Source organism: Xanthomonas citri pv. citri (assembly GCF_000961215.1).
GTDB lineage: Bacteria > Pseudomonadota > Gammaproteobacteria > Xanthomonadales > Xanthomonadaceae > Xanthomonas > Xanthomonas cissicola.
In genome coordinates this window covers 2286573-2312463 of record NZ_CP008998.1, presented here as the reverse complement: position 1 = coordinate 2312463, position 25891 = coordinate 2286573, and the positions used below count along the sequence as shown (strand labels likewise).

Below are 25891 nucleotides of genomic sequence, written 5' to 3'. Positions count from 1 at the left end.
GAATCGGTAGAGCAGACCTCTGCGTCTTGTTGCTTCTCAGACACGCAGCCAGATCAAGCGAGCGAAAAGCTGCTTTACCGATTCCCGATTCCCCATTTCCCAACTCCCCATTCCCAGCGCGTCAGCGCTACCGCGGCTGCCGGATCGGTAGCGTGATCCTGAAACTGGCGCCCTGCCCCGGCGTGCTTTCCACGTCGATGCGGCCGTGGTGCTTGTTGATGATGCCGTAGGAAATCGACAGACCCAGGCCGGTGCCGCTGCCGACCGGTTTGGTGGTGAAGAAGGGGTCGAAGATGCGCTGCAGCAGATCCGGGGCAATGCCGGCGCCGCTGTCCTGGAACTGGATCCAGACGTTTTCTGCTTCGTCGCGACCGGTGGTCACGGCGATCGTGCCGCGCTCGACGATGGCCTGGCCGGCATTGAGCAGCATGTTCATGTAGACCTGGTTGAGCTCGGATGGCAGGCACTCCACCAGCGGCAGCTCGGCGTAGTTGCGCTCCAGCGTGACCTTGTACTTGAGCTCGTTCCAGATGATGTTGATGGTGGATTCGAGGCCCGCATGCAGGTCGACCATCTTCCACGACTCGGACCGGTCCGAGTACGAGAAGTCCTTGAGGTCGCGCACGATGCGGGTCACCCGCTCGATGCCTTCGCGCGATTCGGCCATCAGTTGCGGCAGATCGCGGCTGATGAAGTCGATGTCGGCGCGGTTGCGGATCTCGTCGATTTCCGGAATCAGCGCCTTGGGGTCCGGCGCCTGCAGCGCGCGCTCATACGCTTCGATCAGGGTGAACAGGCTGCGCAGATATTCCTGCAGGCTGCCCAAATTGGAGTGCACATAACCGATCGGATTATTGATTTCGTGCGCCACGCCTGCGGCCAACTGGCCGATGGACGCCATTTTTTCCGATTGCAGCAATTTGTCCTGCGCACCGTTCAAGCGCAGATAGGCCTGGCGTAATTCGGCGTGGCGCTGTTGCAGCTCGCGCTCGTAATCCTGCTGGCCTTCGATGTTGTGGAACAGCGCCAGAAAATGCCCGGGCCCGCACTCTTCGTTGTAATACAGGTGCGCAATGACCACCCGGTCGGCGACCGGCAGGCTGCCGGTCCAGCTGCCCTTGCTGCGCGCTTGATTGAGTGCGTCCGATGGCAATACCTGCGAGATGCGCTCGCCCAGATTGCGATCGTCGGTGGGGTCTTCCTTGCACAGGCTCTGGCGTGCGATGGCATTGGCCAGAATCAGCTTTCCGTCTGCGCGGAACAGCAGCAGCCCCTCCATCATCTGGTCGCCGAAGGCGCGCAGGATATCCGGGGACGGCAATAAGGCTTGATTGAGAAAAAACTTGGCGGTCACGGGAGCAGGCGGCGTAGAGGATGCCTCAATATACGCCGAACCATTGACGCTCCGTATTGTCGTTTTGCATTAGCCGGCGGCGCGTCGCAGAGCGAACGGCACCTGCCTGCTCGCCTAAGCCTGCCTCACCATCTGCCACCGGGTGTGCCACGAAACAGCGTGCAACTCAGGCCACGGCCAACGAACGCCCGCCGCGCAGTACGCTCGATTGCCCCTTGGCATCGTAGGACGGCGCACTTTCGGTGCGGCCGAGGTGGCGCAGCGCCCAGTTCACTTCGCGGCGCCGGCGTGCCAGCAGCGCACCATTGGCGCGATTGGCTTCGGCCAGCTCACGCAGCCGCTCTTCTTCGCCTGCAGGCATCGCCGCTTCCAGCGCTTGCAGCGCCGAGAGCTTGTCCTGCGTGTGTCGCATCAGCCCGTCGATGTCGTTCTCGAGTAATGCCTGGCGTTCGCCGGCCAGCGCATCGCTGAGACGTTGCAGGAACTCGTTCACGTTCATCCTTTCAGTCGGGGATCAACCCGCCAGTTGCTGATTCAGATCCATCATGCGGCTGGCGATGGCGTCCGGGTTGATGGAATAGCTGCCGTTCTGCAATGCATCCTTCACCGCCTGGACGCGACCGGTGTCGATCGCCGAGGACTGCGAAAGCTCGCGCTGCAGGTTCTGCAGGTTGGTGGCTTCGCCGGTCAACTTGACGCTGTCGGTCGGCGGGGTTGCGGCAACCGGGGACGCGCGATCTTCGCCGGCCGAAGCGATCTTGCTGCTGGTGGCCGTGGTGCGAAGGGTGGCAGCGGTCGGTAGATTGCCTTCGATTTTCTGGGTCATGTCAGGAACTCCTCTACAGGTCGTAGGGGATAACGGCACCCAGAAAAAAAACTTTATAGAAATTTTTTACCTGGAGACCACAACGGTTCCGCTCGCTTCAACGATGCCCTGCACCACCCGGCGCGAGGACGAATTTTCCACCGACACGCGCTCGTTTTCGCCGGCGTCCGACAGGGCGCGCCCAGTCATGCGCACCTCCAGCCCGCCATTGCGCGAGACCAGCGGCACGGTGTCGCCGCGCCGGACCAGCCGCTGCGTGACCAGATCGTTGGCCGAAAGCAGCGAGCCGGCCGGAAGGATGCGACGGGCGGTCTTGCCCACGGCAGCGACCGGGTCGGCCAGCACCGCGCCGACGATGCGCGCGGCGTCACGCTTCTCGATACTGATATCGGCCAGCGAGATGGTTTCTCCAGCGCCGATGCCGCGCCGCAAGACCAGCACGTCCTGGTTGCGACGCACCTTCAATGGCACGAACAAGCGCCAGCCGGCAGGCTGCGGGCAGGCCACTTCCACCGTATTGGTGCCGGTGGGCTGCGCCTGCAGCGCGACCGGACACGCCGGCATGCGCAGGCCCGGATCGAGCGTGGCCTCGGCTTCGGCGTCCGGGCCAACGGTCGCCAGCGCCGCAGCACGGATGGAATCGACGGACTGATAGCTCTGGGCCCAGGCCGGAGCGGCAGCCAACAAGATGACAAGCAGGAGCAGGCGCATGGGACCGGATCCGGAAGAAGACGGGAGCTGTGATGCAAGGGGTGTGCCTGTTTGGGAATCGGGAATCGGGAATCGGGAATCGGGAATCGGGAATCGGGAATCGGGAATCGGGAATCGGGAAGCGGGAATCGGGAAGCGGGAAGCGGGAAGCGGGAAGCGGTCGGGGGGACTGGGTCTGGGTCGGCCTTCGTTGCTGCTGTGCGATTTGCTTAGCGAACACCGTAAGGACGTCAGAGCACGGCCCTTCGCCTCGGGCTCGCTGCGGGAAGTCCTAATGCCTTTGCGATTCCCCATTCCCCATTCCCGACAGCGCCCCACGCCAACCGTAAAACCACTCAAGTTTTCCAAGGGCGCTGTCGATATCTGCCCCATGACCCACGATCTGCTCAACCGCATCGACCAGCGCACCCGACTGGCTGGCCACAATCGACTGGCCCTGCTGCTGTTCCGGCTGGGCGGACGCCAGCTTTTTGGCGTCAACGTCTTCAAGGTGCAGGAAGTGCTGCGCCGGCCGGAACTGTTCCAGGTGCCTGGCTTGCCGACCGAGTTCGCCGGCGTGGCCGACGTGCGCGGGCGCTCGGTGCCGGTGCTGGATCTGGGCCTGGCCATCGGCCACCCGGAACGCGACTCGCATTCGGAAAACGGTCCCGGCTATCTGGTCGTTGCCGAGTTCAACCGCTCGGTCCAGGGCTTCTTGGTCAGCGGAGTGGAGCGCATCGTCAATATCGCGGTGGAAGATATCCACCCGCCGCCGGAACTGGGCGCCGAAGCCACTTATTTGACGGCGGTGACGCGCTTCCAGGGCGAACTGATCCAGGTCATCGACGTGGAGAGCGTGCTGGCCGATATCGCCAAGGTCAGCAAGGACGTGCAACTGGATCCCTCGCTGCAGCTGGTGGCCTACGACCGCCAGTTCCAGGTGCTGGTGGTGGACGATTCGCGCGTGGCGCGCCAGCAGATCCGCAGCGTGCTCGACCAGTTGGGCGTTTCGGCGACCCTGCTGTCGGACGGCCGCCAGGCGCTGGACCACCTGCTGCAGGTGGCTGCCTCGGGCGAAAACCCGGCCGACCGCTACGCCATGGTGATCTCCGACATCGAGATGCCGGCAATGGACGGTTATACGCTGACGACGGAAATCCGGCGCACCCCGGGCCTGCAAGGCCTGTATGTGCTGTTGCACACCTCCTTGTCGGGCGTGTTCAACAACGCCATGGTCGAGCAGGTGGGCGCGAACGCCTTCGTGGCCAAGTACAGCGCCCATGAACTGGCCGACTATGTGCTGGCCCGCCTGAAAGTGGTCGCCGAAGCGGCCTGATCATACGTTCGGGCCGTGCAGTCGCTGAGCCGCGGGCGGACATCTCCCGCGCCTGTTCCCCGCACAAGGGCGCCTGGTGGCGGAATTGCGGCGGCGTGAGCCCCCCTCGCTAGGTCCTGATTCCTGCCAGACAGTCTGGTCGGCCTGCAAATTGCCCAGCTAACACCTGCAGCTTCCTAGCGGGCGACCTACGTCGCGATCTCTGCCTGCCAAGCCCGTTTTTCCGCTGGTTCGGGTGCTCTCCCGGCGCGGCCCCTGCCCCCCCTCGATTTGGCACAAACATTGCTTCCTCCCTGGCAACACTTCGCGGGAGAGCACCGTGTCCAGTCCCTTCTCTTCGTTCCTCGGCGTCCATGGCGACGCGTTGACGCTGCGCGAGCAGCGCATGAAGCTCATTGCCAGCAACCTGAGCAATGTGGACACGCCCGGCTACAAGGCCAAGGACCTGAACTTCGAGGCGGCGCTGAAGTCGGCGCAGGGCGAGCAGGATGGCGGTCTGCTGCAGACCACCGACGCCAAGCATTACGAAGTAGGCGGCGGCGCCGGGCTCAACCCCTTCCAGTTCACCCGCGAAGCCGATCAGCCCAGCCTTGACGGCAATACCGTCGATCCCGATGCCGAACGCGCCGCCTACGGCCGCGCCGCGCTGGAATACCGCGCGTCGCTGAGCTTCCTCGAATCCAAGGTGCGCTCGATGCTCACCGCGATCACGGGCCAATAAGTCATGAGCAATCTTCCCATCTTCGATGTGGCCGGCTCGGCCCTGCACGCGCAGTCGGTGCGCCTGAGCACCATCGCGTCCAATCTGGCCAATGCCGATTCGGTCGCAGGCTCGGCCGAGGCCACTTACAAGCCGATCGAGCCGATCTTCCAGGCCCAGCAAAGCCGCCAGGACCCCAGCCTGACCTCGGTGAACGTCAAAGAGATCACCACCACCAATGCGCCGCCGATCCGCCGCTACGAACCCGGCCACCCGCTGGCTGACGCCGAGGGCTATGTGTTCTCGCCCGACGTGGACCCGGTCTCGCAGATGGTCAACATGATTTCCGCCTCGCGCAATTACCAGGCAGGCGTGGAAATGCTCAATACCGCCAAGGAACTGGCGCTCGCGACCCTCACCATGGGTCGCTGACCCTTCCTAGCTGACCCTCACCAACGGAACACTCCACATGAGCACGATCGGCAGCGATCTCTACAAAAGCCTTGGCCTGAGTACCAGCAGCACCGTCGCCAAGAAGGAGGATGCACTCGGCCAGGCCGACTTCCTCAAATTGATGACCGAACAGCTACAGCATCAAGACCCGCTCAAACCGATGGAAAACAGCGCGTTTCTCGGGCAATTGGCGCAGTTTTCCACCGTGCAGGGCATTGGCGACCTCAATACCAAGGTCAGCAACTTCTCCGACTCGATGAACAGCGACCAGGTGCTCAAGGGCGCAGCGCTGGTTGGCCACAACGTGCTGGTGCCCTCGGCGCAGGTCGCGATCGATGCCACCGGCTCGGCCAAGGGCGTGGTCGCCGCGACCTCGGCCGGTTTCGTCAATTTCGAAATCACCGACGCCAACGGCACCTTCGTCAAACAGATCAGCGTGCCGGCCAGCGCTGCCGGCGAGGTGTCGTTTGACTGGGATGGCACCGACGCAAACGGCAATCGCATGGCGGCCGGCAAGTACGGCGTGACTGCCACCCAGACCGACACCGCCGGCTCCAAAAGCAAGTTGTCTACCTATGTCCAGGCACCGGTGGACAGCGTCACGATCGGCTCGGACGGTCTGTATCTCAACCTGACCGGGCTAGGCACTTCCCCGCTCGCCAACGTGCTCCGCGTCAGCTGAGCCGGCAACCAACACCTAAAGGAACTCGTCCATGGGCTTCAATACCTCTTTGTCCGGCATCAACGCAGCCAATGCCGATCTGAACGTCACCTCCAACAACATCGCCAACGTCAACACGACCGGGTTCAAGGAATCGCGCGCCGAGTTTGCCGACATGTTCCAGAGCACCAGCTACGGCCTGTCGCGCAATGCGGTCGGTTCGGGCGTGCGCGTCAGCAACGTGGCCCAGCAGTTCTCGCAGGGCAATATCGACCCGACCGGACGCAGCCTGGACCTGGCGGTCTCCGGCGAAGGCTTCTTCACCGTCTCGTCCAACGGCGCCAAGATGTATACCCGCGCCGGCAATTTCCAGACCGATGCCAACGGCTATGTGGTCAACCCGCAGGGCGCACGCCTGCAGGTATTCGCACCCAACCCCAGCGGCAACGGTTTCGACGTGGGCCGCCTGTCGGACCTGCAGTTGCTGACCACCGACAGCCCGCCGAAATCCACCTCCACGGTCAACCTGGCCTTCACCCTGCCCGGCAATGCCACCGCGCCGACGGTGACCCCGTTCAATCCGGCCGACGACAAGACCTATAGCCACTCCACCGGCGGCATCAATGTCTACGACTCGCTGGGCGTCAGCCATGTGCAGACCTCCTACTTCGTCAAGACCGCCAACCCCAACGAGTGGCAGGTCTACAACTACGTGGACGGCGCTGCGGTCGGCGCCCCGACCACCCTGCAGTTCTCCGATACCGGCGCGCTGACCACCCCGGCCAACGGCATCATCGCGATGGACCCGTTCACCCCGAGCACCGGCGCAGGCGTGCTGAACATGCAGCTCAACGTCACTGGCTCCACCCAGTACGGCGAAGCCTTCGCCCTGCGCGACACGCGCCAGGACGGCTACGCCAGCGGCAAGCTCAACGAAATCAGCATCGACACCAGCGGCGTGGTGTTCGCACGCTATTCCAACGGCGCCGACAAACCGCTGGGCCAGGTCGCGCTGAGCAGCTTCGTCAACCCGCAGGGCCTGCAGTCGCAGGGCAACAACATGTGGGCCGAGAGCTACACCTCCGGTGCCGCCCGCACCGGCGCGCCGGACACCTCGGACCTGGGCCAGATCGAATCCGGCTCGCTGGAAGCCTCCACGGTGGACCTGACCGAGCAGCTGGTGAACATGATCGTGGCCCAGCGCAACTTCCAGGCCAACTCGCAGATGATCTCGACCCAGGACCAGGTCACTCAAACGATCATCAATATTCGTTAAAAGCCGGGCATGGGGAATGGGGAGTAGGGAATCGTAAGAGCCGGCGTCGCGCGTCACCGATGCCGGTCTTCCCCTACCCTCCCAGCCCCCGCAATCCCGCTTTTGCGATTCCCGATTCTCCATTCCCGATTCCCGGTGTCCCATGGATAAAGCCCTCTACGTCGCGATGACCGGTGCCCGCGCCTCCCTGCAGGCGCAAGGCACCGTCTCGCACAATCTCGCCAACGTCGATACGGTGGGATTCAAGGCCGCGCTGGCCAACACCGAGGCGTTCAAGATCCAGGGCAAGGGCTATCCGTCGCGGATCGATGCGCTGCATGTGGACCAGGGCTTCGATCGTAGCCAGGGCCATCAGAAGGTCACCGGCAACCCGTTGGACGTGTCGCTGCAGCAGGACCGCTGGTTGGCGGTGCAGTCGCCCGACGGCAGCGAGGCCTACACCCGCAACGGCGAATTGGCGCTTACCGCCAATGGCCAACTGGTTACCGCCAACGGGCATGCGGTGCTGGACGAAGGCGGCAACCCGATGACGATCCCGCCGCACCAGGCGATGGAGATCGGCAGCGACGGCAGTATTTCGATCATTCCGCAGGGCGAAGGCCCGCAGACCATGGCCATCGTCGGCAAGATGAAGGTGGTGGATGCGCCCGCCGACCGTTTGACGCGGCGCCCCGACGGGCTGATGCGCAACACCAGCACCGACCCGGCGCAGGCATTTGCGGTAGCCACCGGCAAGACCATCAACAGCGGCATGCTGGAAGGCAGCAACGTGGACGCGGCCGGCGCACTGGTGGAAATGATCCAGCTGCAACGGCAGTTCGAAATGCAGGTCAAGATCATCAAGAACGGCGACGACAACGCGCAATCGGCCAATTCGCTGTTGCGGGTGAGCGGCTAAGCGCAGCTCATGCGGGCTGCGCCTTCGTGCCAGCCAGCGCTGTTGGCAATCGAAAGCCAGCTTGGCAGGTTTTCTGCAGAGCGAATGATCTGGGCTTACGCTGCAGACGAGCTGATCTTCGCCCTCGCTGCAGGGCCCTTGCCCCCGCCCACCATCGCCAGACACGCGGCAAGTAGGTCCCTACAAGCTCAATGGCTGCATCCAAGCCGCCAAGGGTCCCACGACGGTGGGCGGGCAAGGACCAGTCAGTTGGTCGATGGGTCGAGCTTTCAACAAAGCAGTAGGCAAACCGTGCAACGCGGTGTCTTCGTTCTTCGGTAGAACCACCAGCCAACTGTCTGGTGCGGTGCCCTTGCTGCTTGCGGGACCGTTGGCGGCATGGATGCCGCCATCGCGCCCCCATGGATGGGTTCACGGTGTGTCCCGCAAACGGTGAGGGCACCGCGCCCTCGACAGACCCAGCTTTTGCCTCAAGCCCGGACCAAGCTCAAGCAAGACACGGCCAACAACGCACCCGCTTGCCGCCAAGCGCGCGTCCGCCCCTGATCGGGCGCGCAACCGGCAACAGATTTCAAAGCGGATCCATGCCCAGCCCCACCGCTGCCGCTGACACCTGCTCCCAGCTGCCGCCCCTGCCCTACGCGCCCGCAGCAACCCCACTCCACGTGACCCACCGCACACCCGGCAGAAATTCGACGCGGGTTTGGCACGGCACGTGCATATACCCAGCCGTGCCCGGAACACATCCCCGGGTCTAACGAGGAATCGGGTCATGAATCAGGCTTTGTGGGTCGCCAAAACCGGACTGGATGCGCAGCAGACGCGCATGTCGGTCATTTCCAACAACCTGGCCAATACCAATACCACCGGCTTCAAGCGCGACCGTGCCGCGTTCGAAGACCTGTTGTACCAACAGGTGCGTGCGCCCGGCGGCTCGACCTCCGCGCAGACGCAGCTGCCGACCGGCCTGCAACTGGGTACCGGCGTGCGCGTGGTGTCCACGTTCAAGGGCTTCGACCAGGGCAGCCAGCAGCAGACCGGCCGCGCGCTGGACGTGATGGTCAACGGCCGCGGCTTCTTCGAAGTGCAGATGCCCGATGGCACCTCCGCCTATACCCGCGACGGCACCTTCCAGATCAATGCCCAGGGCGAACTGGTCACCAATAGCGGCTACCCGCTGCAGCCCGGCATCCAGGTGCCGGAAGGCGCGCAGTCGCTGACCATCGGCAACGACGGCACTATCAGCGTGACCCTCGCCGGCCAGGCCGCCGCGCAGGAAATCGGCGCACTGACGCTGACCGACTTCATCAACCCCTCGGGCCTGCAGGCCAAGGGCGAGAACCTGTTCGTCGAAACCACCGCTTCGGGCCCCGCGCAAAACGGCACCCCCGGCCTCAACGGCCTGGGTACCACCGTGCAGGGCGCACTGGAAGGCAGCAACGTCAATACGGTGGAAGAGCTGGTGAGCATGATCGAGACGCAGCGCGCCTACGAAATGAATGCCAAGGCCATCTCCACCACCGACTCGATGCTCGGTTACTTGAACAACAACGTCTGATCGGCTCGCCGCTCCTCGCCCTCTCAGGAATCAACGCCATGTCACGCCTGCCTTCTCTCTCCCGCCCGTGCCTCGCCATTGCCTGCAGCGCGCTGCTGGGTGGCTGCGTGGCCGCCGGCGATGTACGTCCGTTCGCCGAAATGGCGCCGATTGTGCCGGTCGTGGCACCGGTGGCGCAGCCGACGGCCGGTGCGATCTACGCCGCCGGCCCCGGCCTGAACCTGTATGGCGATCGCCGTGCCCGCGATGTCGGCGATCTGCTGACGGTGAACCTGGTCGAAAGCACCACCGCCTCGTCCACCGCCAACACCAGCATCAGCAAGAAGGACGCCACCACTATGGCCGCGCCGACCTTGCTGGGCGCGCCGCTCACCGTCGGTGGCTTGAACGTGCTTGAGAACAGCACCAGCGGCGACCGCAGCTTTGCCGGCAAGGGCAACACCGCGCAGAGCAACCGCATGCAGGGCAGCGTCACCGTCACCGTGATGCAACGCCTGCCCAACGGCAACCTGGTGATCCAGGGGCAGAAGAACCTGCGCCTGACCCAGGGCGACGAACTGGTGCAGGTGCAAGGCATCGTGCGCGCCGCCGACATCGCCCCGGACAACACCGTGCCCTCCAGCAAGGTGGCCGACGCCCGCATCGCTTACGGCGGCCGCGGCGCAATCGCGCAGTCCAATGCGATGGGCTGGCTGAGCCGCTTCTTCAATTCCCGTCTGTCGCCCTACTGAGCCTGCGACCATGAACCTGTCTTCCCTGCCCTTCCGTCTGCTGGCTGCCGCCGTCGCGCTGTGCGCGATTGCCGCGCCGGCCAGCGCCGAGCGCATCAAGGATCTTGCCCAGGTCGGCGGCGTGCGCGGCAATGCGCTGGTCGGCTACGGCCTGGTGGTTGGCCTGGACGGCAGCGGCGACCGCACCAGCCAGGCGCCCTTTACCGTGCAGAGCCTGAAAAACCTGCTTGGCGAACTGGGCGTCAATGTTCCGGCGAACGTCAACCCGCAGCTGAAAAACGTCGCGGCCGTGGCCATCCATGCCGAATTGCCGCCGTTCGCCAAACCCGGCCAGCCGATCGACGTCACCGTCTCCTCGATCGCCAATGCCGTCTCGCTGCGCGGCGGCTCGCTGCTGATGGCGCCGCTGAAAGGCGCCGATGGCCAGGTGTATGCGATGGCCCAGGGCAACCTGGTGGTCGGCGGCTTCGGTGCGCAGGGCAAGGACGGCTCGCGCGTCTCGGTCAATGTGCCCAGCGTCGGTCGCATTCCCAACGGGGCCACCGTCGAACGTGCGTTGCCGGACGTGTTCGCCGGCACCGGCGAGATCACCCTCAACCTGCATCAGAACGATTTCACCACCGTCTCGCGCATGGTCGCGGCGATCGACAGCAGCTTCGGCGCCGGCACCGCGCGTGCGGTCGACGGCGTGACCGTGGCGGTGCGCTCGCCGACCGACCCGGGTGCGCGGATCGGCCTGTTGTCGCGACTGGAAAACGTCGAACTCTCCCCTGGCGATGCACCGGCCAAGGTGGTGGTCAATGCACGTACCGGCACCGTGGTCATCGGCCAGCTGGTGCGGGTGATGCCGGCCGCCATCGCGCATGGCTCGCTGACCGTCACCATCAGCGAAAACACCAACGTCAGCCAGCCGGGCGCCTTCAGTGGCGGCCGCACCGCGGTGACCCAGCAATCGACGATTACGGCCACCTCCGAAGGCAGCCGCATGTTCAAGTTCGAAGGCGGCACCACGCTCGATCAGATCGTACGTGCAGTCAACGAAGTGGGCGCCGCGCCCGGCGACCTGGTGGCCATCCTGGAAGCGCTCAAGCAAGCCGGTGCGCTCACCGCGGAGCTAGAGGTGATCTGACATGCGTATCGCAGCCTCGCCCATTGATCTCAACCCGAGCACCAAGGCCGATCCCGCAAAGATCGACAAGGTCTCCCGTCAGCTCGAAGGTCAGTTCGCGCAGATGCTGGTCAAGAGCATGCGCGATGCGAGCTCCGGCGACCCGATGTTTCCGGGCCAGAACCAGATGTTCCGCGAAATGTACGACCAGCAGATGGCCAAGGCGTTGACCGACGGCAAGGGGCTGGGTCTGTCGGCGATGATTTCCAAGCAGCTCAGTGGCGACACGGGCGGCCCGGCCTTGAACACTTCGTTGAACACCGCTGAAGCGGCCAAGGCGTACGCCCTGGTCGCCGGCAAGCGCGATGCCTCGTTGCCGCTGCCCGCCCGCGATGGTGCGGCCACCGGCACCACGACCAGCAGCGTGGCGAAGGCGGCCCTGGGCGCAGGCAACCTGAGCGGCATCGGCATGAGCCAGGTGCTGGATCTGATTGCCGGGCGTACCGGCGCTGGCGAAGCCGGCAGCGACGATGCTGCCGCGCTGAGCTGGCCGTCGGCCAACGATCGCTGGGCCGACGTAGCCGCCAGCGATGCGGCCGATGCCAATGCCGCGGTGAATGCGAGTGCCGCCAGCAGCGCCGCTGCCAGCCTGGGCGAGCGCACGCCGGAAGGCTTTGTCGCCAAGATCTGGACGCATGCGCAAAAAGCCGCGCGCGAACTGGGGGTGGACCCGCGCGCGCTGGTGGCACAGGCCGCATTGGAAACCGGCTGGGGCCGTCGCGGCATCGGCAACGGTGGCGACTCCAACAACCTGTTCGGCATCAAGGCCACCGGCTGGAGCGGCGACAAGGTCACCACCGGCACCCACGAATACGTCAACGGCGTCAAGACCACCGAAACCGCCGATTTCCGCGCCTATGGCTCGGCCGAGGAGAGCTTTGCCGACTACGTGCGGCTGCTGAAGAACAACAGCCGTTACCAGACCGCGCTGCAGGCCGGCACCGATATCAAGGGTTTTGCACGCGGCTTGCAACAAGCCGGGTACGCCACCGATCCGGGCTATGCGGCCAAGATCGCGGCGATCGCCAACGGCCCGACCATCGACCGTGCGGTGGCCGCCATCGGCAACGCGGCGGCCGATCTGTCCAACCGCTATGCCAGTACCGCCGAGCCGGCCGGACTCGGCACCATCCGTCGCTGAGGTAAACGCTCATGTCCATCATGTCCACCGGGACCAGCGCGCTCATCGCCTTCCAACGGGCGTTGTCGACCGTTAGCCATAACGTCGCCAACATCAATACCGAAGGCTATAGCCGCCAACGTGTGGAATTTGCAACGCGCACGCCCACCGACATGGGCTACGCGTTCGTGGGCAATGGCGCCAAGATCACCGATGTGGGCCGGGTGGCCGACCAGTTGGCCATCTCGCGCCTGCTCGACAGCGGCGGCGAACTCTCGCGCCTGCAGCAGCTGTCCTCGCTGTCCAACCGCGTCGACGCGCTGTACTCCAACACCGCCACCAACGTGGCCGGGCTGTGGTCGAATTTCTTCGATTCCACCAGCGCGGTGTCGTCCAACGCCTCTTCCACCGCCGAGCGCCAGAGCATGCTCGACAGCGGCAATTCGCTGGCGACGCGCTTCAAGCAGCTCAACGGGCAGATGGACAGCCTGAGCAACGAAGTCAACAGCGGATTGACCTCCTCGGTGGACGAAGTCAATCGCTTGACGCAGCAGATCGCCAAGCTCAACGGCACCATCGGCAGCAGTGCCCAGGCGGCAGCGCCGGACATGCTGGATCAGCGCGACGCGCTGGTGAGCAAGCTGGTCGGTTTTACCGGCGGTACCGCGGTAATCCAGGATGGCGGCTTCATGAACGTTTTCACCGCCGGCGGCCAACCGCTGGTGGTCGGTACCACCTCTTCCAAACTCACCACCGTTGCCGACCCCTATCAGCCGACCAAGCTGCAGGTGGCGATGCAGACCCAAGGCCAGAACGTCAGCCTCAGCGCCAGTTCGCTGGGCGGCCAGATTGGCGGTCTGCTGGAATTCCGCAGCAGCGTGCTCGAGCCGACCCAGGCCGAACTCGGCCGGCTGGCCGTGGGCATGGCCAGCACCTTCAATGCCGGCCACAGCCAGGGGATGGACTTGTATGGCGCGATGGGCGGCAACTTCTTCAATATCGGTTCGCCCACCGTTGCCGCCAATCCGAGCAATGCCGGCAGCGCATCGCTGAGCGCCAGTTTCAGCAACGTCAGTGCCGTGGACGGCCAGAACGTCACCCTCAGCTTCGACGGCACCAACTGGAAGGCCATCAACGCCAGTACCGGCTCTGCCGTGCCGATGACCGGTACCGGCACCGCCGCCGACCCGTTGGTGCTCAATGGCGTCAGCATGGTGGTGGGCGGCACGCCGGCCAGCGGCGACAAGTTCCTGCTGCAGCCCACCGCCGGGCTGGCTGGCAGCCTGTCGGTCGCCATTACCGATCCCTCGCGCATCGCCGCGGCCACTCCGGTCAAGGCCACCGCCACGGTCGCCAACCTGGGCACCGGCAAGATCAGCGACGTCAAGGTCACCAATGCGCAGAACCCCGCGCTGCTGACCCCTTCGTCGATCGAGTTCATCGACGCCAACCAGTACACCATCGATGGCGCCGGCCCGTTCGCCTATACCGCCGGCCAGACCATCAGCGCCAATGGCTGGAGCTTCGCGCTGGACGGCGCACCCAAGGCCGGCGACACCTTCGGCGTCGGCCCGATGGGCGCCGGCTCCAGCGACAACGGCAATGCCAAATTGCTGGCCAACATCGACGATGCCAAGGCGCTCAGCGGTGGCACGGTGACCCTCAATGGCGCGCTCTCCGGCTTGACCACCTCGGTGGGTTCGGCCGCGCGTGCGGCCAGCTATTCGGCCGATGCGCAAAAGGTCATCAACGACCAGGCGCAGGCCAGCCGCGATTCGATTTCCGGCGTCAACCTCGATGAGGAAGCCGCCAACATGCTGAAACTGCAGCAGGCCTATCAGGCCGCCGCACAGATGATCTCTACCGCCGACACCATCTTCCAAGCCATCCTGGGTGCCGTACGCTGATGACCGACCGTATCTCCACCAGCATGATGTACAGCCAGTCGGTCGCCTCGATGGGCGCCAAGCAGTCGCGGCTGAACCAGCTCGAATCGCAGCTCTCCAGTGGGCAGCGCCTGGTCACCGCCAAGGACGACCCGGTGGCTGCAGGCACGGCGGTCGGCCTGGACCGCGCCCTGGCGGCGATCACGCGCTTCGGCGAAAACGCCAACAACGTGCAGAACCGGCTTGGGCTGCAGGAAAACGCGCTTTCGCAAGCCGGCGACAAAATGGCGCGCGTCACCGAATTGGCGGTGCAGGCCAGCAATTCTTCGCTCAGCCCCGACGATCGCAAGGCGATCGCCTCGGAACTGACTGCGCTGCGCGAGAGCATGGTGAGCCTGGCCAACAGCACCGACGGCACCGGGCGCTACCTGTTCGGCGGCACCGCCGATGGCAGTGCGCCTTTCATCAAGAGCAATGGCAGCGTCACCTACAACGGCGACCAGACCCAGAAGCAGGTCGAAGTGGCGCCGGACACCTTCGTCAGCGACACCCTGCCCGGCAGCGAAATCTTCATGCGCATCCGCACCGGCGACGGCACCGTGGATGCGCACGCCAACGCCGCCAACACGGGGACCGGCTTGCTGCTGGATTTCAGCCGCGATGCCAGCACCGGCAGCTGGAACGGCGGAAGTTACAGCGTGCAGTTCACCGCCGCCGACACCTATGAAGTGCGCGACAGCACCAATACGGTGGTCGGCACCGGCACGTACAAAGAGGGCGAAGACATCAACGCCGCCGGCGTGCGCATGCGCATCAGCGGCGCACCGGCGGTGGGCGACAGTTTCCAGATTGGCGCCTCCGGTACCAAGGATGTGTTCTCCACCATCGACGACCTGGTCGGCGCGCTCAATTCCGACACGCTGACCGCGCCGCAGAAGGCAGCGATGATCAACACGCTGCAGTCGTCGATGCGCGACATCACGCAGGCGTCCTCGAAGATGATCGATGCGCGCGCCTCCGGCGGCGCTCAGTTGTCGGCCATCGACAATGCCAACTCATTGCTCGAATCCAACGAAGTCACCCTCAAGACCAGCCTGTCGTCGATCCGCGACCTGGATTACGCCTCGGCGATCGGGCAGTACCAACTGGAGAAGGCCTCGTTGCAGGCCGCTCAAACGATTTTTCAGCAGATGCAGTCGTCGTCGTTGTTCAACATCATCCGCTGATTTTGCCGCAGAAAACTTGGGCTTTCTTCGCTCCTGCGGGTGCGCACTTGCGCAGGCGGACGGAGTTTATTTTTCGAAGAGTTATACCAACGCTAAAGATTGGCGGGGTGCTGCCGAATAAACCAAACCCCTTGATACGCAACGCTTACGTATTTCGTCCCGACGCAGAAAGACAGTAAAAAATACTGAATTTCGCTAAAGGTTCCCGACGCAACGCCGTTATTCATCTCAGCAGCGGCAACGGCCAACTTGATGGCCCCCCTGCGGAGGCTCCAGGCAAGTCCCCCTTGCCGGAAAAATCGCTTAGGAGAAATCAAAATGGCACAGGTAATCAACACCAACGTAATGTCGCTGAACGCTCAGCGGAACCTCAACACCAGCAGCGCCAGCATGTCGACGAGCATCCAGCGTCTGTCGTCTGGTCTGCGCATCAACAGCGCCAAGGACGACGCCGCGGGTCTGGCGATCTCCGAGCGTTTCACCACGCAGATCCGCGGCCTGGACGTTGCCTCGCGCAACGCCAACGACGGTATCTCGCTGGCCCAGACCGCCGAAGGCGCGATGGTGGAAATCGGCAACAACCTGCAGCGTATTCGTGAGCTGTCGGTGCAGTCGTCCAACGCCACCAACTCGGCCACCGATCGCGAGGCGCTGAACTCGGAAGTCAAGCAGCTGACCTCTGAAATCGACCGCGTTGCCAACCAGACCAACTTCAACGGCACCAAGCTGCTGGACGGTTCGTTCTCCGGCGCGCTGTTCCAGGTCGGCGCCGACGCCGGCCAGACCATCGGCATCAACAGCATCGTCGACGCCAACGTCGATTCGCTGGGCAAGGCCAACTTCGCTGCCGCCGTTTCCGGCGCCGGCGTCACCGGCACCGCCACCGCTTCGGGTTCGATCACCGGCATCTCGCTGGCCTTCAATGACGCAAGCGGCACCGCCAAGACCGTCACCATTGGCGACGTGAAGATCGCCAACGGCGACGACGCAGCGACGATCAACAAGAAGGTCGCATCGGCGATCAACGACAAGCTGGACCAGACCGGCATGTACGCCTCCATCGACACCAGCGGCAACTTGAAGCTGGAATCCTTGAAGGCCGGCCAGGACTTCACCTCCCTGACCATGGGCACCTCCAGCGCTACCGGCGTCACCGTCGGTGCAGGCCTGCAGACTGCCTCGGCCGCCTCCGGCTCCACCGCCGTGACCCTGACCGACCTGGATATTTCCACCTTCGCAGGCTCGCAGCAGGCCCTGGAAATCGTCGACAAGGCGCTGACCGCGGTCAACTCATCGCGCGCCGACATGGGTGCGGTGCAGAACCGCTTCACCTCCACCATCGCCAACCTGAGCGCAACCTCGGAAAACCTGTCTGCCTCGCGTAGCCGTATCCGCGACACCGACTACGCCAAGGAAACCGCCGAACTGACCCGCACGCAGATCCTGCAGCAGGCCGGTACCGCGATGCTGGCCCAGGCCAAGTCGGTTCCGCAGAACGTGCTGAGCCTGCTGCAGTAACTGGCAGTTACCTGCCGCAGCAATGCGGCAGCGCTCCGCAGCAAGTCCAGAGCCCCTCTTCGGAGGGGCTTTTTTGTGGCCGCAGCCCGGCCGCGCCAGCCTTGGACGGATTGTTGACGCGCGCCGCCGATTCGGCAGGCATGGAACTTGCATCGATAGCCGTCGTGCGTGACCCGTCGCTGCCGCTAAAGTCCTCGCGGATGCGGCCGATACCCGTCACGTAATCCCATGCGTCCGTCTGTTTCGGGCGCCCAGACGAGGAATGCAACATGGCATCGGTGATCAGCACTTCTGGCTCCGGATTGGACATCCCTACCGTGGTGTCCACGCTGGTGTCCCGGCAGAAAGACCCCGAGCAGGCACGCATCAACAAGGCCGGCACCGCCGCGACCACGCAGTTGTCGGCGATCAGCCAGATCAAGAGCAGCATGACCACGCTCAAGTCTGCGCTGGACAAGGTGATCAGCAGCGCCGACACGAACGCCTACAAGGCCACGGTGCCAACCGATGCCGGCTTCACCGCCACCACCACCAGCTCGGCGGTGCCGGGCAACTATTCGGTGGAAGTGGTCTCGTTGGCGACCTCGCAGAAACTGGCCTCCGGTGCGTTCACTGCCGATGCCACGGTGGGCAGCGGCACGCTGACCATCGGCTATGGCGATCAGAGCGTCACCGTAGACATCAGCGGCACCGACAAGCTCACCGACATCGCCGCGGCCATCAACAAAGCTGCCGGCGGCAAGGGCGTGACCGCCAGCGTGGTCACCGCCAACGATGGCCAGCACCTGGTCTTCAATGCGGTCGATTCCGGCACCAAGGGCGCACTGACCATCAGCGCCAGCGACCCTAGCCTGAGCAGCCTGAGCTACGGCCCCGGCGTCACCGGCGGGCTGAACCAGACCGTCGCCGCCGCCGACGCGCTGGTACGCGTTGACGGTTTCGAGCGCACGTCCAGCTCCAACACCGTCAGCGACCTCGTGCCCGGCGTGGTGCTCACCCTGACCAAGGCCGCTGAAGGCACCAAGTTCAATCTGGGCGTGGCAGCCGACACCAGCGGCCTCAAGGGCAACCTCACCGCGTTCGCCGCGGCCTACAACACCGCCAACACATTGCTGGCCAAGAGCAGCAGCTACGACGCCACTACCAAGACCGCTTCGGCGCTGACCGGCGATTCGCTGGTGCGCAATCTGCAGCAACAACTGCGCGGCCAGGTCAGCGGCAACGTCAACGAACTCAAGGCCCTGGGCCTGACCATCGACAAGGATGGCGTGATGAGTTTCGACGGCGCCAAGTTCGACACCGCCATCGCGTCGGATGGTGGCGCCGCGGCCGAGGTGTTCGGCAAGGACAGCAAGTTCAGCGGCACCCTGAGCAAGGTGCTGGATAGCAACGTCAATGTCACCAACGGCACGCTGACCCTGCGTTCGGACAGCTTGAACAAGACCATCAAGGGCTATGAGTCGGAGCTGGACGATCTCGATGCGCGCATGGAGAAACTCAGCGACCGCTACACCGCCCAATTCACCGCAATGGAAACCATGATCACCCAGTTGCAGAGCAGCACCAGCTCGCTCAGCAGCCTGCTGACAAGCTGATTTCCGTGATGACGATCCTCAAGTCCTGTCAGGGTATTGCCGATACAAGTAAGGCCTATCGTGATTTCGGCCTTGCCTTCCGGCAGGAGCGTCGTCGCAGGAGCGCAGCGCTCCGGGACCAGCGAAGGTCAGCCCATTGAGGAGTCATCCATGTACGGTTCCAATCGTCAGTATGCCGAGCAATATCGCAAGGTCGGCGTGTCCACCAGCGTGACCGAAGCCGATCCGCACAAGCTGGTCTCGCTGCTGTTTGCCGGTGCTTGCCAGCGCATTCGTCTGGCCCAGGCCTGCCTGGCGCAGGGCGACCAGGCGCGCAAGGGCAAGGCCATTGGCGAGGCGTGCGCGATCGTCGGTCATTTGAACGGCTCGCTCGATCACGAAGCCGGTGGCGAGATCGCTGGTAACCTTTCGGCCCTGTACGACTACGTGATGCAGCGACTGACCGCGGCCAACCTGCACAACGACGAGACCGCGTTGACCGAAGCGCTGGGATTGCTCAGCGAAATCGACTCGGCGTGGAACTCCATCCCCCTCGAACAACGCGGCCTTACCGCCGTTTCGTGAGTCCTGCCATGCATAGCGTGCAAAGCCTTCAAGCAGAAATCGCCGACCTCCGCCTGGCCATGGCGCAAGAGGAATTCGAGGCAATGCCGCAAATGCTGGACAACCACGACCTGCACCTGCGCGAATACGCGCAGCAGGTAGACATCCAGCAGGACCGCGACGCGCTGCAGGCCTTGCTCGCCATGCATCAGGACTTGATGCGGATGATGCGCGAGCGGCAGCGCAAGCTGCTGGAGCTGATCCGCGCACAGCGCACCTCATCGTCGGCCAGCCGCGCCTACGCGCGGGTCGGACGGATCTGATGAGCGCGCTCGGCACACTCGCGCCATCCGCCGATGCCGAACTGTTTGCCGACACGCTCAGTTGCCAATTGCAGTTACCGGCCGGCTTCCGCGCCGGGAGCGATGCAGGCGCGCAAAGCGCCGCAGAAACCCTGTTGCGCAGTCTCGGCCAGGTCGAAGACCTGCGTAGCGAAGAAACCGGCGAAGACCGCGGCGAACTACCGCTGCTGGTGCAGCGCATGGACGCCAAACTGGATTTGATGCTGGCGCTGATCGGCCGCCTGGTGCGCCAGGGCGACAGCGGGCTGAGCCAGGGCATGGTGCATTGGTCGGTACGCGGCATCCGCCTGAGTTGCGCAACCAGCCACCCACCGGGCACAACCGGCAGCGTTTGCCTGCAGCCGTCCGACTGGCTTCCTGAACTTGTACAGCTTCCTGCCACCGTGCTGGCGAACGCGAGCGATGGCCATGATGTCTGGTTGTGGCTGCGGTTTGCACCGCTCGCCCCGGGACTGCAGGACGCCCTGGAACGCCACCTGTTTCGCTTGCACCGCCGTCAGATCGCCGACGCCCGCCGCCAGCGTTGATCCGATGGTTGGCGCGGGGCGCCGGGTCGGCTAAGGTGCCCTTTACTGAAAAAGGTCTCTTCTGCGCCGTGCGAGTCATCATCGTCGACGATCACACCCTTGTCCGTGCCGGCCTGTCCAGGCTGCTGCAAACCTTCGCCGGCATCGATGTCGTGGGCGAAGCCAGCAACGCGCAACAAGCCCTGGACATGACGTCCCTGCACCGGCCCGATCTGGTGCTGATGGACCTGTCTTTGCCCGGCCGCAGCGGCCTGGATGCCATGACCGACGTGCTGCGCGCCGCGCCGCGTACGCATGTGGTGATGATGTCCATGCACGACGACCCGGTGCATGTGCGCGACGCGCTCGATCGCGGCGCCGTCGGCTTCGTGGTCAAGGACGCCGCGCCACTGGAACTAGAGCTGGCGTTGCGCGCTGCCGCCGCTGGCCAGGTGTTCCTGAGCCCGCAGATCTCGTCCAAGATGATTGCGCCGATGCTGGGCCGCGAGAAGCCGGTCGGCATTGCCGCACTGTCGCCGCGTCAGCGCGAGATCCTGCGTGAAATCGGCCGCGGCCAGAGCAACAAGGAAATCGCGGCCGATTTGGGCATCAGCGTCAAGACCGTGGAAACCCACCGCGCCCGCATGATGGAGTCGCTCGGGTGCCGGCGCGCCAACGACTTGGTGCTCCTGGCCGCCAAACATCACAACGAGTTGGTCTGACGCTCCCGCCGGGCACGCGTGGGCCAGCGACGGTTAAAACAGTGACGGGATTCCGGCGGGCATGCTTGAGCCCGCCGGAAACGTCGGGAAGTTCCCGACAGGCTGTCAGGAAAATCACGAGTCACCTCACCCGACTCCCTGATTAGAAACCCGTCGCGTTGTCCTGCAAGATGCATTCCATCGCTGCTGTGTGCAGCGCCCATCGGAAGCGCTTCCATGAAGACGACCATTTCCGCCCAGCTTGGCCAGCAACTGCACCTCACCCCGCAGTTGCTGCAGTCGATCCGTCTGTTGCAGTTGGACGGCATGCAGTTGGAACTGGAAATCCGTCGTGCCCTGGAAACCAATCCGTTGCTGGAGTTGGAAGAGCTGGCCGATAACGGGGACGAGACCGCCACCAACAACGATGGCGCCAGCGATATCGCCGCGTTCGACGAGCTGCCGGAAAGCACGATGTGGGACGTGCAGGGCAGCAGTTGGAACGATGGGGACGACGATCGCATGCAGCGCGTGGCGGCCGGCGAGTCGACCGACCCGCATGTGCGCATCCTGCGCGAGCTGGCGCTGGACCTGGACGAGGCGGCGTTGGGGGCCGCTGCGTTCTGGCTGGAGCAGACCGACGACGCCGGTTATCTGACCGAAGCGCTGTCGACGCTGCAACAGCTGGGCGCCACCCGTCTGGGCATGACCGCGCAGGCGGTGGAAGCGATCCGGCAGCGGTTGCTGCACGGCGACCCGGCCGGTCTGGCCGCCTGCGATCTGCGCGAGTGTCTGCAGGCCCAGTTGAGCGCCCTGCCCGGCCGCGTGCCGGCACGCCATCTGGCTGCGCGCATCCTCGACGGCGATCTGGAGCTGCTGGCCGCGCACGACTACACGGTACTGGCGCGCGCGCACGATGCCGAAGTGGACGATGCGCGCGAAGCGGTGCGGCTGATCCTGTCGCTGCAACCGCGCCCGGGCGACGACCTGCTGCAGGAAAGCAATGCCAGCGTGATCCCGGATGTGCTCGCCTGGCATGCCGACGACAGCTGGCGCGTCGCACTCAACCCGGCCACCACCCATCGCGTCAGCATCAACCCGGTGCACGAACGCGCGCTGGCCGACGCCGGCGAGGCCGCGCAGCCGTTGCGCGACATGCTGCAGGAAGCGCGCTGGCTGACCCGCGGGCTGTCGATGCGCTATGAGACCCTGCTGCGCGCTACGCGCGCCATCGTCGAACGCCAGGCCGCCTTCCTGGCGCGTGGCGAAGAAGCGATGGCACCGCTGACGCTGAAGGAAATCGCCGACGAGATCGGCATGCACGAATCGACTATTTCGCGCATCACCACCGGCAAGTACATCCAGACCCCACGCGGCACCTTCGAGCTCAAGCACTTCTTCGCCGTGCGGCTGGAAGGCGCCAGCGTCTCCGGCCAGGCCGTCAAGGCGATGGTGCGCCGCTTGATCGAAAGCGAGCCGGCCGGCCGGCCGCTGGCCGACGAGGCGATTGCCGGATTGCTGTCGCGGCAAGGCGTTAACATCGCGCGCCGCACCGTGGCCAAATATCGCGAACAACTTGATATCGCACCGGCACGCGAGCGCCGCCGCACCACTAAACCGCTGCTTGCCCGGGCAGGATAAGGACTACTATGAGCAAACTCACCGTGCTGCTGGTCGATGACCACGAGGGCTTCATCAACGCTGCTATGCGTCATTTTCGCAAGGTCGACTGGCTCAATATCGTGGGCAGTGCCGCCAATGGGCTGGAAGCGATCGAGCGCTCTGAGTCGCTGCGCCCCAATGTCGTGCTGATGGACCTGGCCATGCCGGAGATGGGTGGGCTGCAGGCCACGCGTCTGATCAAGACGCAGGACGATCCGCCGTATATTGTCATCGCGAGCCACTTCGACGATGCCGAGCATCGTGAACACGCTCTTCGCGCGGGTGCTGACAATTTTGTCAGCAAGCTGTCCTATATCCAGGAAGTCATGCCAATCCTGGAGGGCCTGACGGAAGGAGCCAGGAATGAGTGAGTCCCGCATTCTGTTGATCGACAGTGACGCCGTGCGCGCCGAGCGCACCGTGTCTCTGCTTGAGTTCATGGACTTCAATCCCCGTTGGGTCACCGACGGCGCCGACATCAATCCTGGCCGTCACCGCCACGATGAGTGGATGGCGGTGATGGTGGGCTCGGCGCAGGACGCCGCACAGGCCGACAAATTCTTCGACTGGCTGGCCGATGCCAAGCTGCCGCCACCGGTGTTGCTGATGGAGGGCAGCCCGAGCGCGTTTGCGCAGACCCACGGCCTGCACGAAGCCAATGTGTGGGCGTTGGACACTCCCCTGCGTCATGCGCAGCTGGAAGCGTTGCTGCGCCGCGCAAGCCTCAAGCGGCTGGACGCCGAGCATCAGGCCGGCGTGCAGCAGGACTCCGGCCCAACCGGCAACAGCGAGGCGGTGACCCGCCTGCGCCGGCTGATCGACCAGGTGGCCGCATTCGACACCACAGTGCTGGTGCTGGGCGAATCCGGCACCGGCAAGGAAGTGGTGGCACGCGCCATCCACCAGCACTCGCCGCGGCGCGACGGGCCGTTCGTGGCGATCAATTGCGGCGCGATCCCGCCGGATCTGCTGGAAAGCGAATTGTTCGGCCACGAAAAAGGCGCCTTCACCGGTGCGCTGACCACCCGCAAGGGTCGCTTCGAGATGGCCGAAGGCGGCACGCTGCTGCTGGACGAAATTGGCGACATGAGCCTGCCGATGCAGGTCAAGTTGTTGCGCGTGCTGCAGGAGCGCAGCTTCGAGCGCGTCGGCGGCGGGCAGACCATCCGCTGCAACGTGCGCGTGATCGCCGCGACCCACCGCAATCTTGAATCGCGCATCAGCGATGGCCAGTTCCGCGAGGACCTGTTCTATCGCCTCAATGTGTTTCCGATCGAAATGCCGGCACTGCGCGAGCGCGTGGACGATCTGGCCATGCTGGTGCAGACCATTGCAGGCCAGCTGGCACGCACCGGTCGCGGCGAAGTGCGCTTTGCCGACGAGGCCCTGCAGGCGCTGCGCAGCTACGATTGGCCAGGCAATGTGCGCGAGCTGACCAACCTGGTCGAGCGCCTGGCGGTGCTGCATCCCGGCGGGCTGGTGCGGGTGCAGGATCTGCCGGCGCGTTATCGCGGCGATTTCGCTTCGGCCATTCCGGTCGAGCTGCCGCCGGAGCCGGAGTTGGTGGCCGCACCGGTGGAGGTCAGCGCACTGCCGAGCAATGTGGTGACGCTGCAACCGAAGACCGCCGATGCCGAGCCGGCGGCGACGTCCAGCCTGCCGGACGACGGCATCGATCTGCGTGGGCATATGGCCAATATCGAGTTGGCGTTGATCAACGAAGCATTGGAGCGCACGCAGGGCGTGGTGGCGCATGCCGCTCAGCTGCTGGGCCTGCGCCGCACCACGTTGGTGGAGAAGCTGCGCAAGTACGGCATCGATCGCGAGCAGACCGAGCTGGCCAACTGAGCCAGCACGCGCTCAGGTTCGGCTCGCTGGCATAGCGCTTGCTTCAGCAGGATCACTCCGTTCGCAGCCGCCGGCTGCGAACGGAATCCCGACCTTCACCAGCACTTGCCGAGGCATTGATGCCCATCCCCGTCACCAGTCCGCTGCTGCCGCCGCTGGAAGAATTTCTGCCCTATCTGGAGCGGATATGGACCAGCCGCATCGTCAGCAACGGTGGCGAGATGCACCATGCACTCGAACGCGCACTGTGCGAGTACCTGGGGGTGCCGCACCTGGCATTGCTGACCAACGGCACTACCGCCCTGATCACCGCGCTGCAGGCGCTGCGCATCACCGGTGAAGTGATCACCACGCCCTACTCGTTCGTTGCCACCGCGCATTCGCTGTTGTGGAAAAGCATCACGCCGGTGTTCGTGGACATCGACCCGGTGACGCTCAACATGGACCCTTCGAAGATCGAAGCGGCCATCACCCCGCAGACCACCGCGATCATGCCGGTGCATTGCTACGGCACTGCCTGCGATACGACAGCCATCACGCGTATCGCCGACATCTACAACCTCAAGGTCATCTACGACGCTGCGCATGCATTCGGTGTGCGCGACGACGGCGGCTCGATCCTGCGCCATGGCGACCTGAGCGTGTTGAGCTTCCATGCGACCAAGGTCTTCAATACCTTCGAAGGCGGCGCGATCGTCTGTCCCGACGAAAGGAGCTACCAGCGCATCGGGCATCTGAAGAACTTCGGCTTCGTCGACGAAACCACGGTGGTGGCACCGGGCATCAATGGCAAGATGAACGAGATCAGCGCGGCGTTCGGCCTGCTGCAGCTGCAGCACATCGACGACGCCATCGCCCAGCGCAGCGCCATCGATGCGCAATACCGCCAACGGTTGAGCGATGTGCGCGGCATCCGCTGCGTTGCGCGGCCCTCACATTCCCGCCCCAATTATGCGTATTTCCCGGTACTGGTGCAGGACGACTACCCGCTGTCGCGCGATGCGCTGTACCAACTGATGCGCGAGCACGGCATTCTGGTGCGGCGCTATTTCTATCCGTTGATCAGCGACTTCCCGATGTACCGTGCTCTGCCCTCGTCGGCGCCGGCATGGTTGCCGGTGGCGCGCTCAGTGGCGGCGCAGGTATTGTGCCTGCCGATTTTTCCTGGCTTGAGTCGCGATCAGGTCGATACCATCGCCGATCTCATCGCCGGCCAACAGGCGACATGACCGTACAACGCTGCACCTGCATTTCAACCTCACATCTCCACAAC

General features: G+C 64.4%; 27 protein-coding genes. 22 read left to right on the top strand and 5 right to left on the bottom strand.

Annotated elements, in window-relative coordinates:
• Positions 1 to 127 precede the first annotated feature (127 nt).
• The 4 genes from AMD14_RS10570 to flgA all read right to left on the bottom strand — a co-directional run bounded on the left by AMD14_RS10570 (position 128) and on the right by flgA (position 2891).
• Positions 128 to 1354, bottom strand: a complete 1227-nt coding sequence (locus tag AMD14_RS10570) for an ATP-binding protein (RefSeq protein ID WP_003482941.1) — start codon at positions 1352 to 1354, stop codon at positions 128 to 130.
• Positions 1355 to 1520: 166 nt separating this feature from the next.
• Complete coding sequence (locus tag AMD14_RS10565) at positions 1521 to 1853, bottom strand: flagella protein (protein WP_003482942.1); 333 nt, start codon at positions 1851 to 1853, stop codon at positions 1521 to 1523.
• Between the two features lie 15 nt (positions 1854 to 1868).
• The gene (flgM, locus tag AMD14_RS10560; protein ID WP_003482943.1) at positions 1869 to 2180 is read right to left on the bottom strand and encodes a flagellar biosynthesis anti-sigma factor FlgM; all 312 of its coding nucleotides are present in this window, start codon (positions 2178 to 2180) and stop codon (positions 1869 to 1871) included.
• Positions 2181 to 2246: 66 nt separating this feature from the next.
• On the bottom strand, positions 2247 to 2891 hold the full coding sequence (gene flgA, locus AMD14_RS10555) for a flagellar basal body P-ring formation chaperone FlgA (RefSeq protein ID WP_005914452.1): 645 nt from the start codon (positions 2889 to 2891) through the stop codon (positions 2247 to 2249).
• Positions 2892 to 3261: 370 nt separating this feature from the next.
• Between flgA and AMD14_RS10550 the strand changes: the two genes are divergently transcribed.
• The 13 genes from AMD14_RS10550 to AMD14_RS10490 all read left to right on the top strand — a co-directional run bounded on the left by AMD14_RS10550 (position 3262) and on the right by AMD14_RS10490 (position 17401).
• Entirely contained in the window at positions 3262 to 4206 is a 945-nt protein-coding gene (locus AMD14_RS10550) for a chemotaxis protein CheV (protein WP_003482947.1), read from the top strand.
• Positions 4207 to 4525: 319 nt separating this feature from the next.
• Positions 4526 to 4927 (top strand): flagellar basal body rod protein FlgB, encoded by a 402-nt coding sequence (gene flgB / locus AMD14_RS10545; protein WP_003482950.1) that lies wholly within the window; start codon positions 4526 to 4528, stop codon positions 4925 to 4927.
• A gap of 3 nt (positions 4928 to 4930) precedes the next feature.
• Entirely contained in the window at positions 4931 to 5338 is a 408-nt protein-coding gene (gene flgC / locus AMD14_RS10540; protein WP_003482953.1) for a flagellar basal body rod protein FlgC, read from the top strand.
• Between the two features lie 37 nt (positions 5339 to 5375).
• Positions 5376 to 6041: a flagellar hook assembly protein FlgD gene (locus AMD14_RS10535; protein WP_003482955.1), complete on the top strand. Its 666-nt coding sequence runs from the start codon at positions 5376 to 5378 to the stop codon at positions 6039 to 6041.
• Positions 6042 to 6072: 31 nt separating this feature from the next.
• On the top strand, positions 6073 to 7296 hold the full coding sequence (gene flgE / locus AMD14_RS10530; protein WP_003482957.1) for a flagellar hook protein FlgE: 1224 nt from the start codon (positions 6073 to 6075) through the stop codon (positions 7294 to 7296).
• Between the two features lie 142 nt (positions 7297 to 7438).
• Positions 7439 to 8194 (top strand): flagellar basal-body rod protein FlgF, encoded by a 756-nt coding sequence (flgF, locus tag AMD14_RS10525; RefSeq protein WP_005921307.1) that lies wholly within the window; start codon positions 7439 to 7441, stop codon positions 8192 to 8194.
• 772 nt (positions 8195 to 8966) lie between these two features.
• On the top strand, positions 8967 to 9752 hold the full coding sequence (gene flgG, locus AMD14_RS10520; RefSeq protein WP_003482961.1) for a flagellar basal-body rod protein FlgG: 786 nt from the start codon (positions 8967 to 8969) through the stop codon (positions 9750 to 9752).
• Between the two features lie 38 nt (positions 9753 to 9790).
• Positions 9791 to 10483 carry a flagellar basal body L-ring protein FlgH gene (gene flgH, locus AMD14_RS10515; RefSeq protein ID WP_003482963.1) on the top strand — a complete coding sequence of 231 codons (693 nt, stop codon included), beginning with the start codon at positions 9791 to 9793 and terminating at the stop codon, positions 10481 to 10483.
• Positions 10484 to 10493: 10 nt separating this feature from the next.
• Positions 10494 to 11612, top strand: coding sequence for a flagellar basal body P-ring protein FlgI (locus AMD14_RS10510; RefSeq protein WP_005921309.1), 1119 nt, complete (start codon positions 10494 to 10496; stop codon positions 11610 to 11612).
• Between the two features lies 1 nt (position 11613).
• Complete coding sequence (gene flgJ / locus AMD14_RS10505; protein ID WP_011051267.1) at positions 11614 to 12792, top strand: flagellar assembly peptidoglycan hydrolase FlgJ; 1179 nt, start codon at positions 11614 to 11616, stop codon at positions 12790 to 12792.
• 11 nt (positions 12793 to 12803) lie between these two features.
• A complete protein-coding gene (gene flgK, locus AMD14_RS10500; protein ID WP_011051266.1) occupies positions 12804 to 14678 on the top strand; it encodes a flagellar hook-associated protein FlgK in 1875 nt (624 codons plus the stop codon).
• The gene (gene flgL / locus AMD14_RS10495; RefSeq protein WP_003482970.1) at positions 14678 to 15883 is read left to right on the top strand and encodes a flagellar hook-associated protein FlgL; all 1206 of its coding nucleotides are present in this window, start codon (positions 14678 to 14680) and stop codon (positions 15881 to 15883) included. The genes flgK and flgL overlap by 1 nt, the downstream gene beginning before the upstream one ends.
• Positions 15884 to 16201: 318 nt before the next feature.
• Positions 16202 to 17401 carry a flagellin gene (locus tag AMD14_RS10490; RefSeq protein ID WP_003482972.1) on the top strand — a complete coding sequence of 400 codons (1200 nt, stop codon included), beginning with the start codon at positions 16202 to 16204 and terminating at the stop codon, positions 17399 to 17401.
• 7 nt (positions 17402 to 17408) lie between these two features.
• Here AMD14_RS10490 and AMD14_RS24630 read toward each other — a convergent pair whose 3' ends face one another.
• Positions 17409 to 17690, bottom strand: coding sequence for a hypothetical protein (locus AMD14_RS24630; RefSeq protein ID WP_125459530.1), 282 nt, complete (start codon positions 17688 to 17690; stop codon positions 17409 to 17411).
• Between AMD14_RS24630 and fliD the strand changes: the two genes are divergently transcribed.
• The 9 genes from fliD (at position 17671) to AMD14_RS10445 (ending at position 25847) form a co-directional block, all read left to right on the top strand.
• Positions 17671 to 18996, top strand: a complete 1326-nt coding sequence (gene fliD, locus AMD14_RS10485; protein WP_011051264.1) for a flagellar filament capping protein FliD — start codon at positions 17671 to 17673, stop codon at positions 18994 to 18996. The two genes, AMD14_RS24630 and fliD, sit on opposite strands and share 20 nt — an antisense overlap.
• Before the next feature lie 150 nt (positions 18997 to 19146).
• Positions 19147 to 19560, top strand: a complete 414-nt coding sequence (fliS, locus tag AMD14_RS10480; protein WP_003482976.1) for a flagellar export chaperone FliS — start codon at positions 19147 to 19149, stop codon at positions 19558 to 19560.
• Between the two features lie 8 nt (positions 19561 to 19568).
• Complete coding sequence (locus AMD14_RS10475) at positions 19569 to 19862, top strand: hypothetical protein (protein WP_005932695.1); 294 nt, start codon at positions 19569 to 19571, stop codon at positions 19860 to 19862.
• A complete protein-coding gene (locus tag AMD14_RS10470; protein WP_003482980.1) occupies positions 19862 to 20428 on the top strand; it encodes a PilZ domain-containing protein in 567 nt (188 codons plus the stop codon). Before AMD14_RS10475 ends, AMD14_RS10470 begins: the two co-directional genes overlap by 1 nt.
• A gap of 68 nt (positions 20429 to 20496) precedes the next feature.
• On the top strand, positions 20497 to 21129 hold the full coding sequence (locus tag AMD14_RS10465) for a response regulator transcription factor (protein WP_003482986.1): 633 nt from the start codon (positions 20497 to 20499) through the stop codon (positions 21127 to 21129).
• 216 nt (positions 21130 to 21345) lie between these two features.
• Positions 21346 to 22749, top strand: a complete 1404-nt coding sequence (gene rpoN / locus AMD14_RS10460; protein ID WP_011051263.1) for an RNA polymerase factor sigma-54 — start codon at positions 21346 to 21348, stop codon at positions 22747 to 22749.
• Positions 22750 to 22757: 8 nt separating this feature from the next.
• Complete coding sequence (locus AMD14_RS10455; RefSeq protein ID WP_003482992.1) at positions 22758 to 23141, top strand: response regulator; 384 nt, start codon at positions 22758 to 22760, stop codon at positions 23139 to 23141.
• Positions 23134 to 24618, top strand: coding sequence for a sigma-54 dependent transcriptional regulator (locus tag AMD14_RS10450; RefSeq protein ID WP_007962152.1), 1485 nt, complete (start codon positions 23134 to 23136; stop codon positions 24616 to 24618). The genes AMD14_RS10455 and AMD14_RS10450 overlap by 8 nt, the downstream gene beginning before the upstream one ends.
• Before the next feature lie 119 nt (positions 24619 to 24737).
• Entirely contained in the window at positions 24738 to 25847 is a 1110-nt protein-coding gene (locus AMD14_RS10445; RefSeq protein ID WP_003482996.1) for a DegT/DnrJ/EryC1/StrS family aminotransferase, read from the top strand.
• Positions 25848 to 25891: the final 44 nt, after the last annotated feature.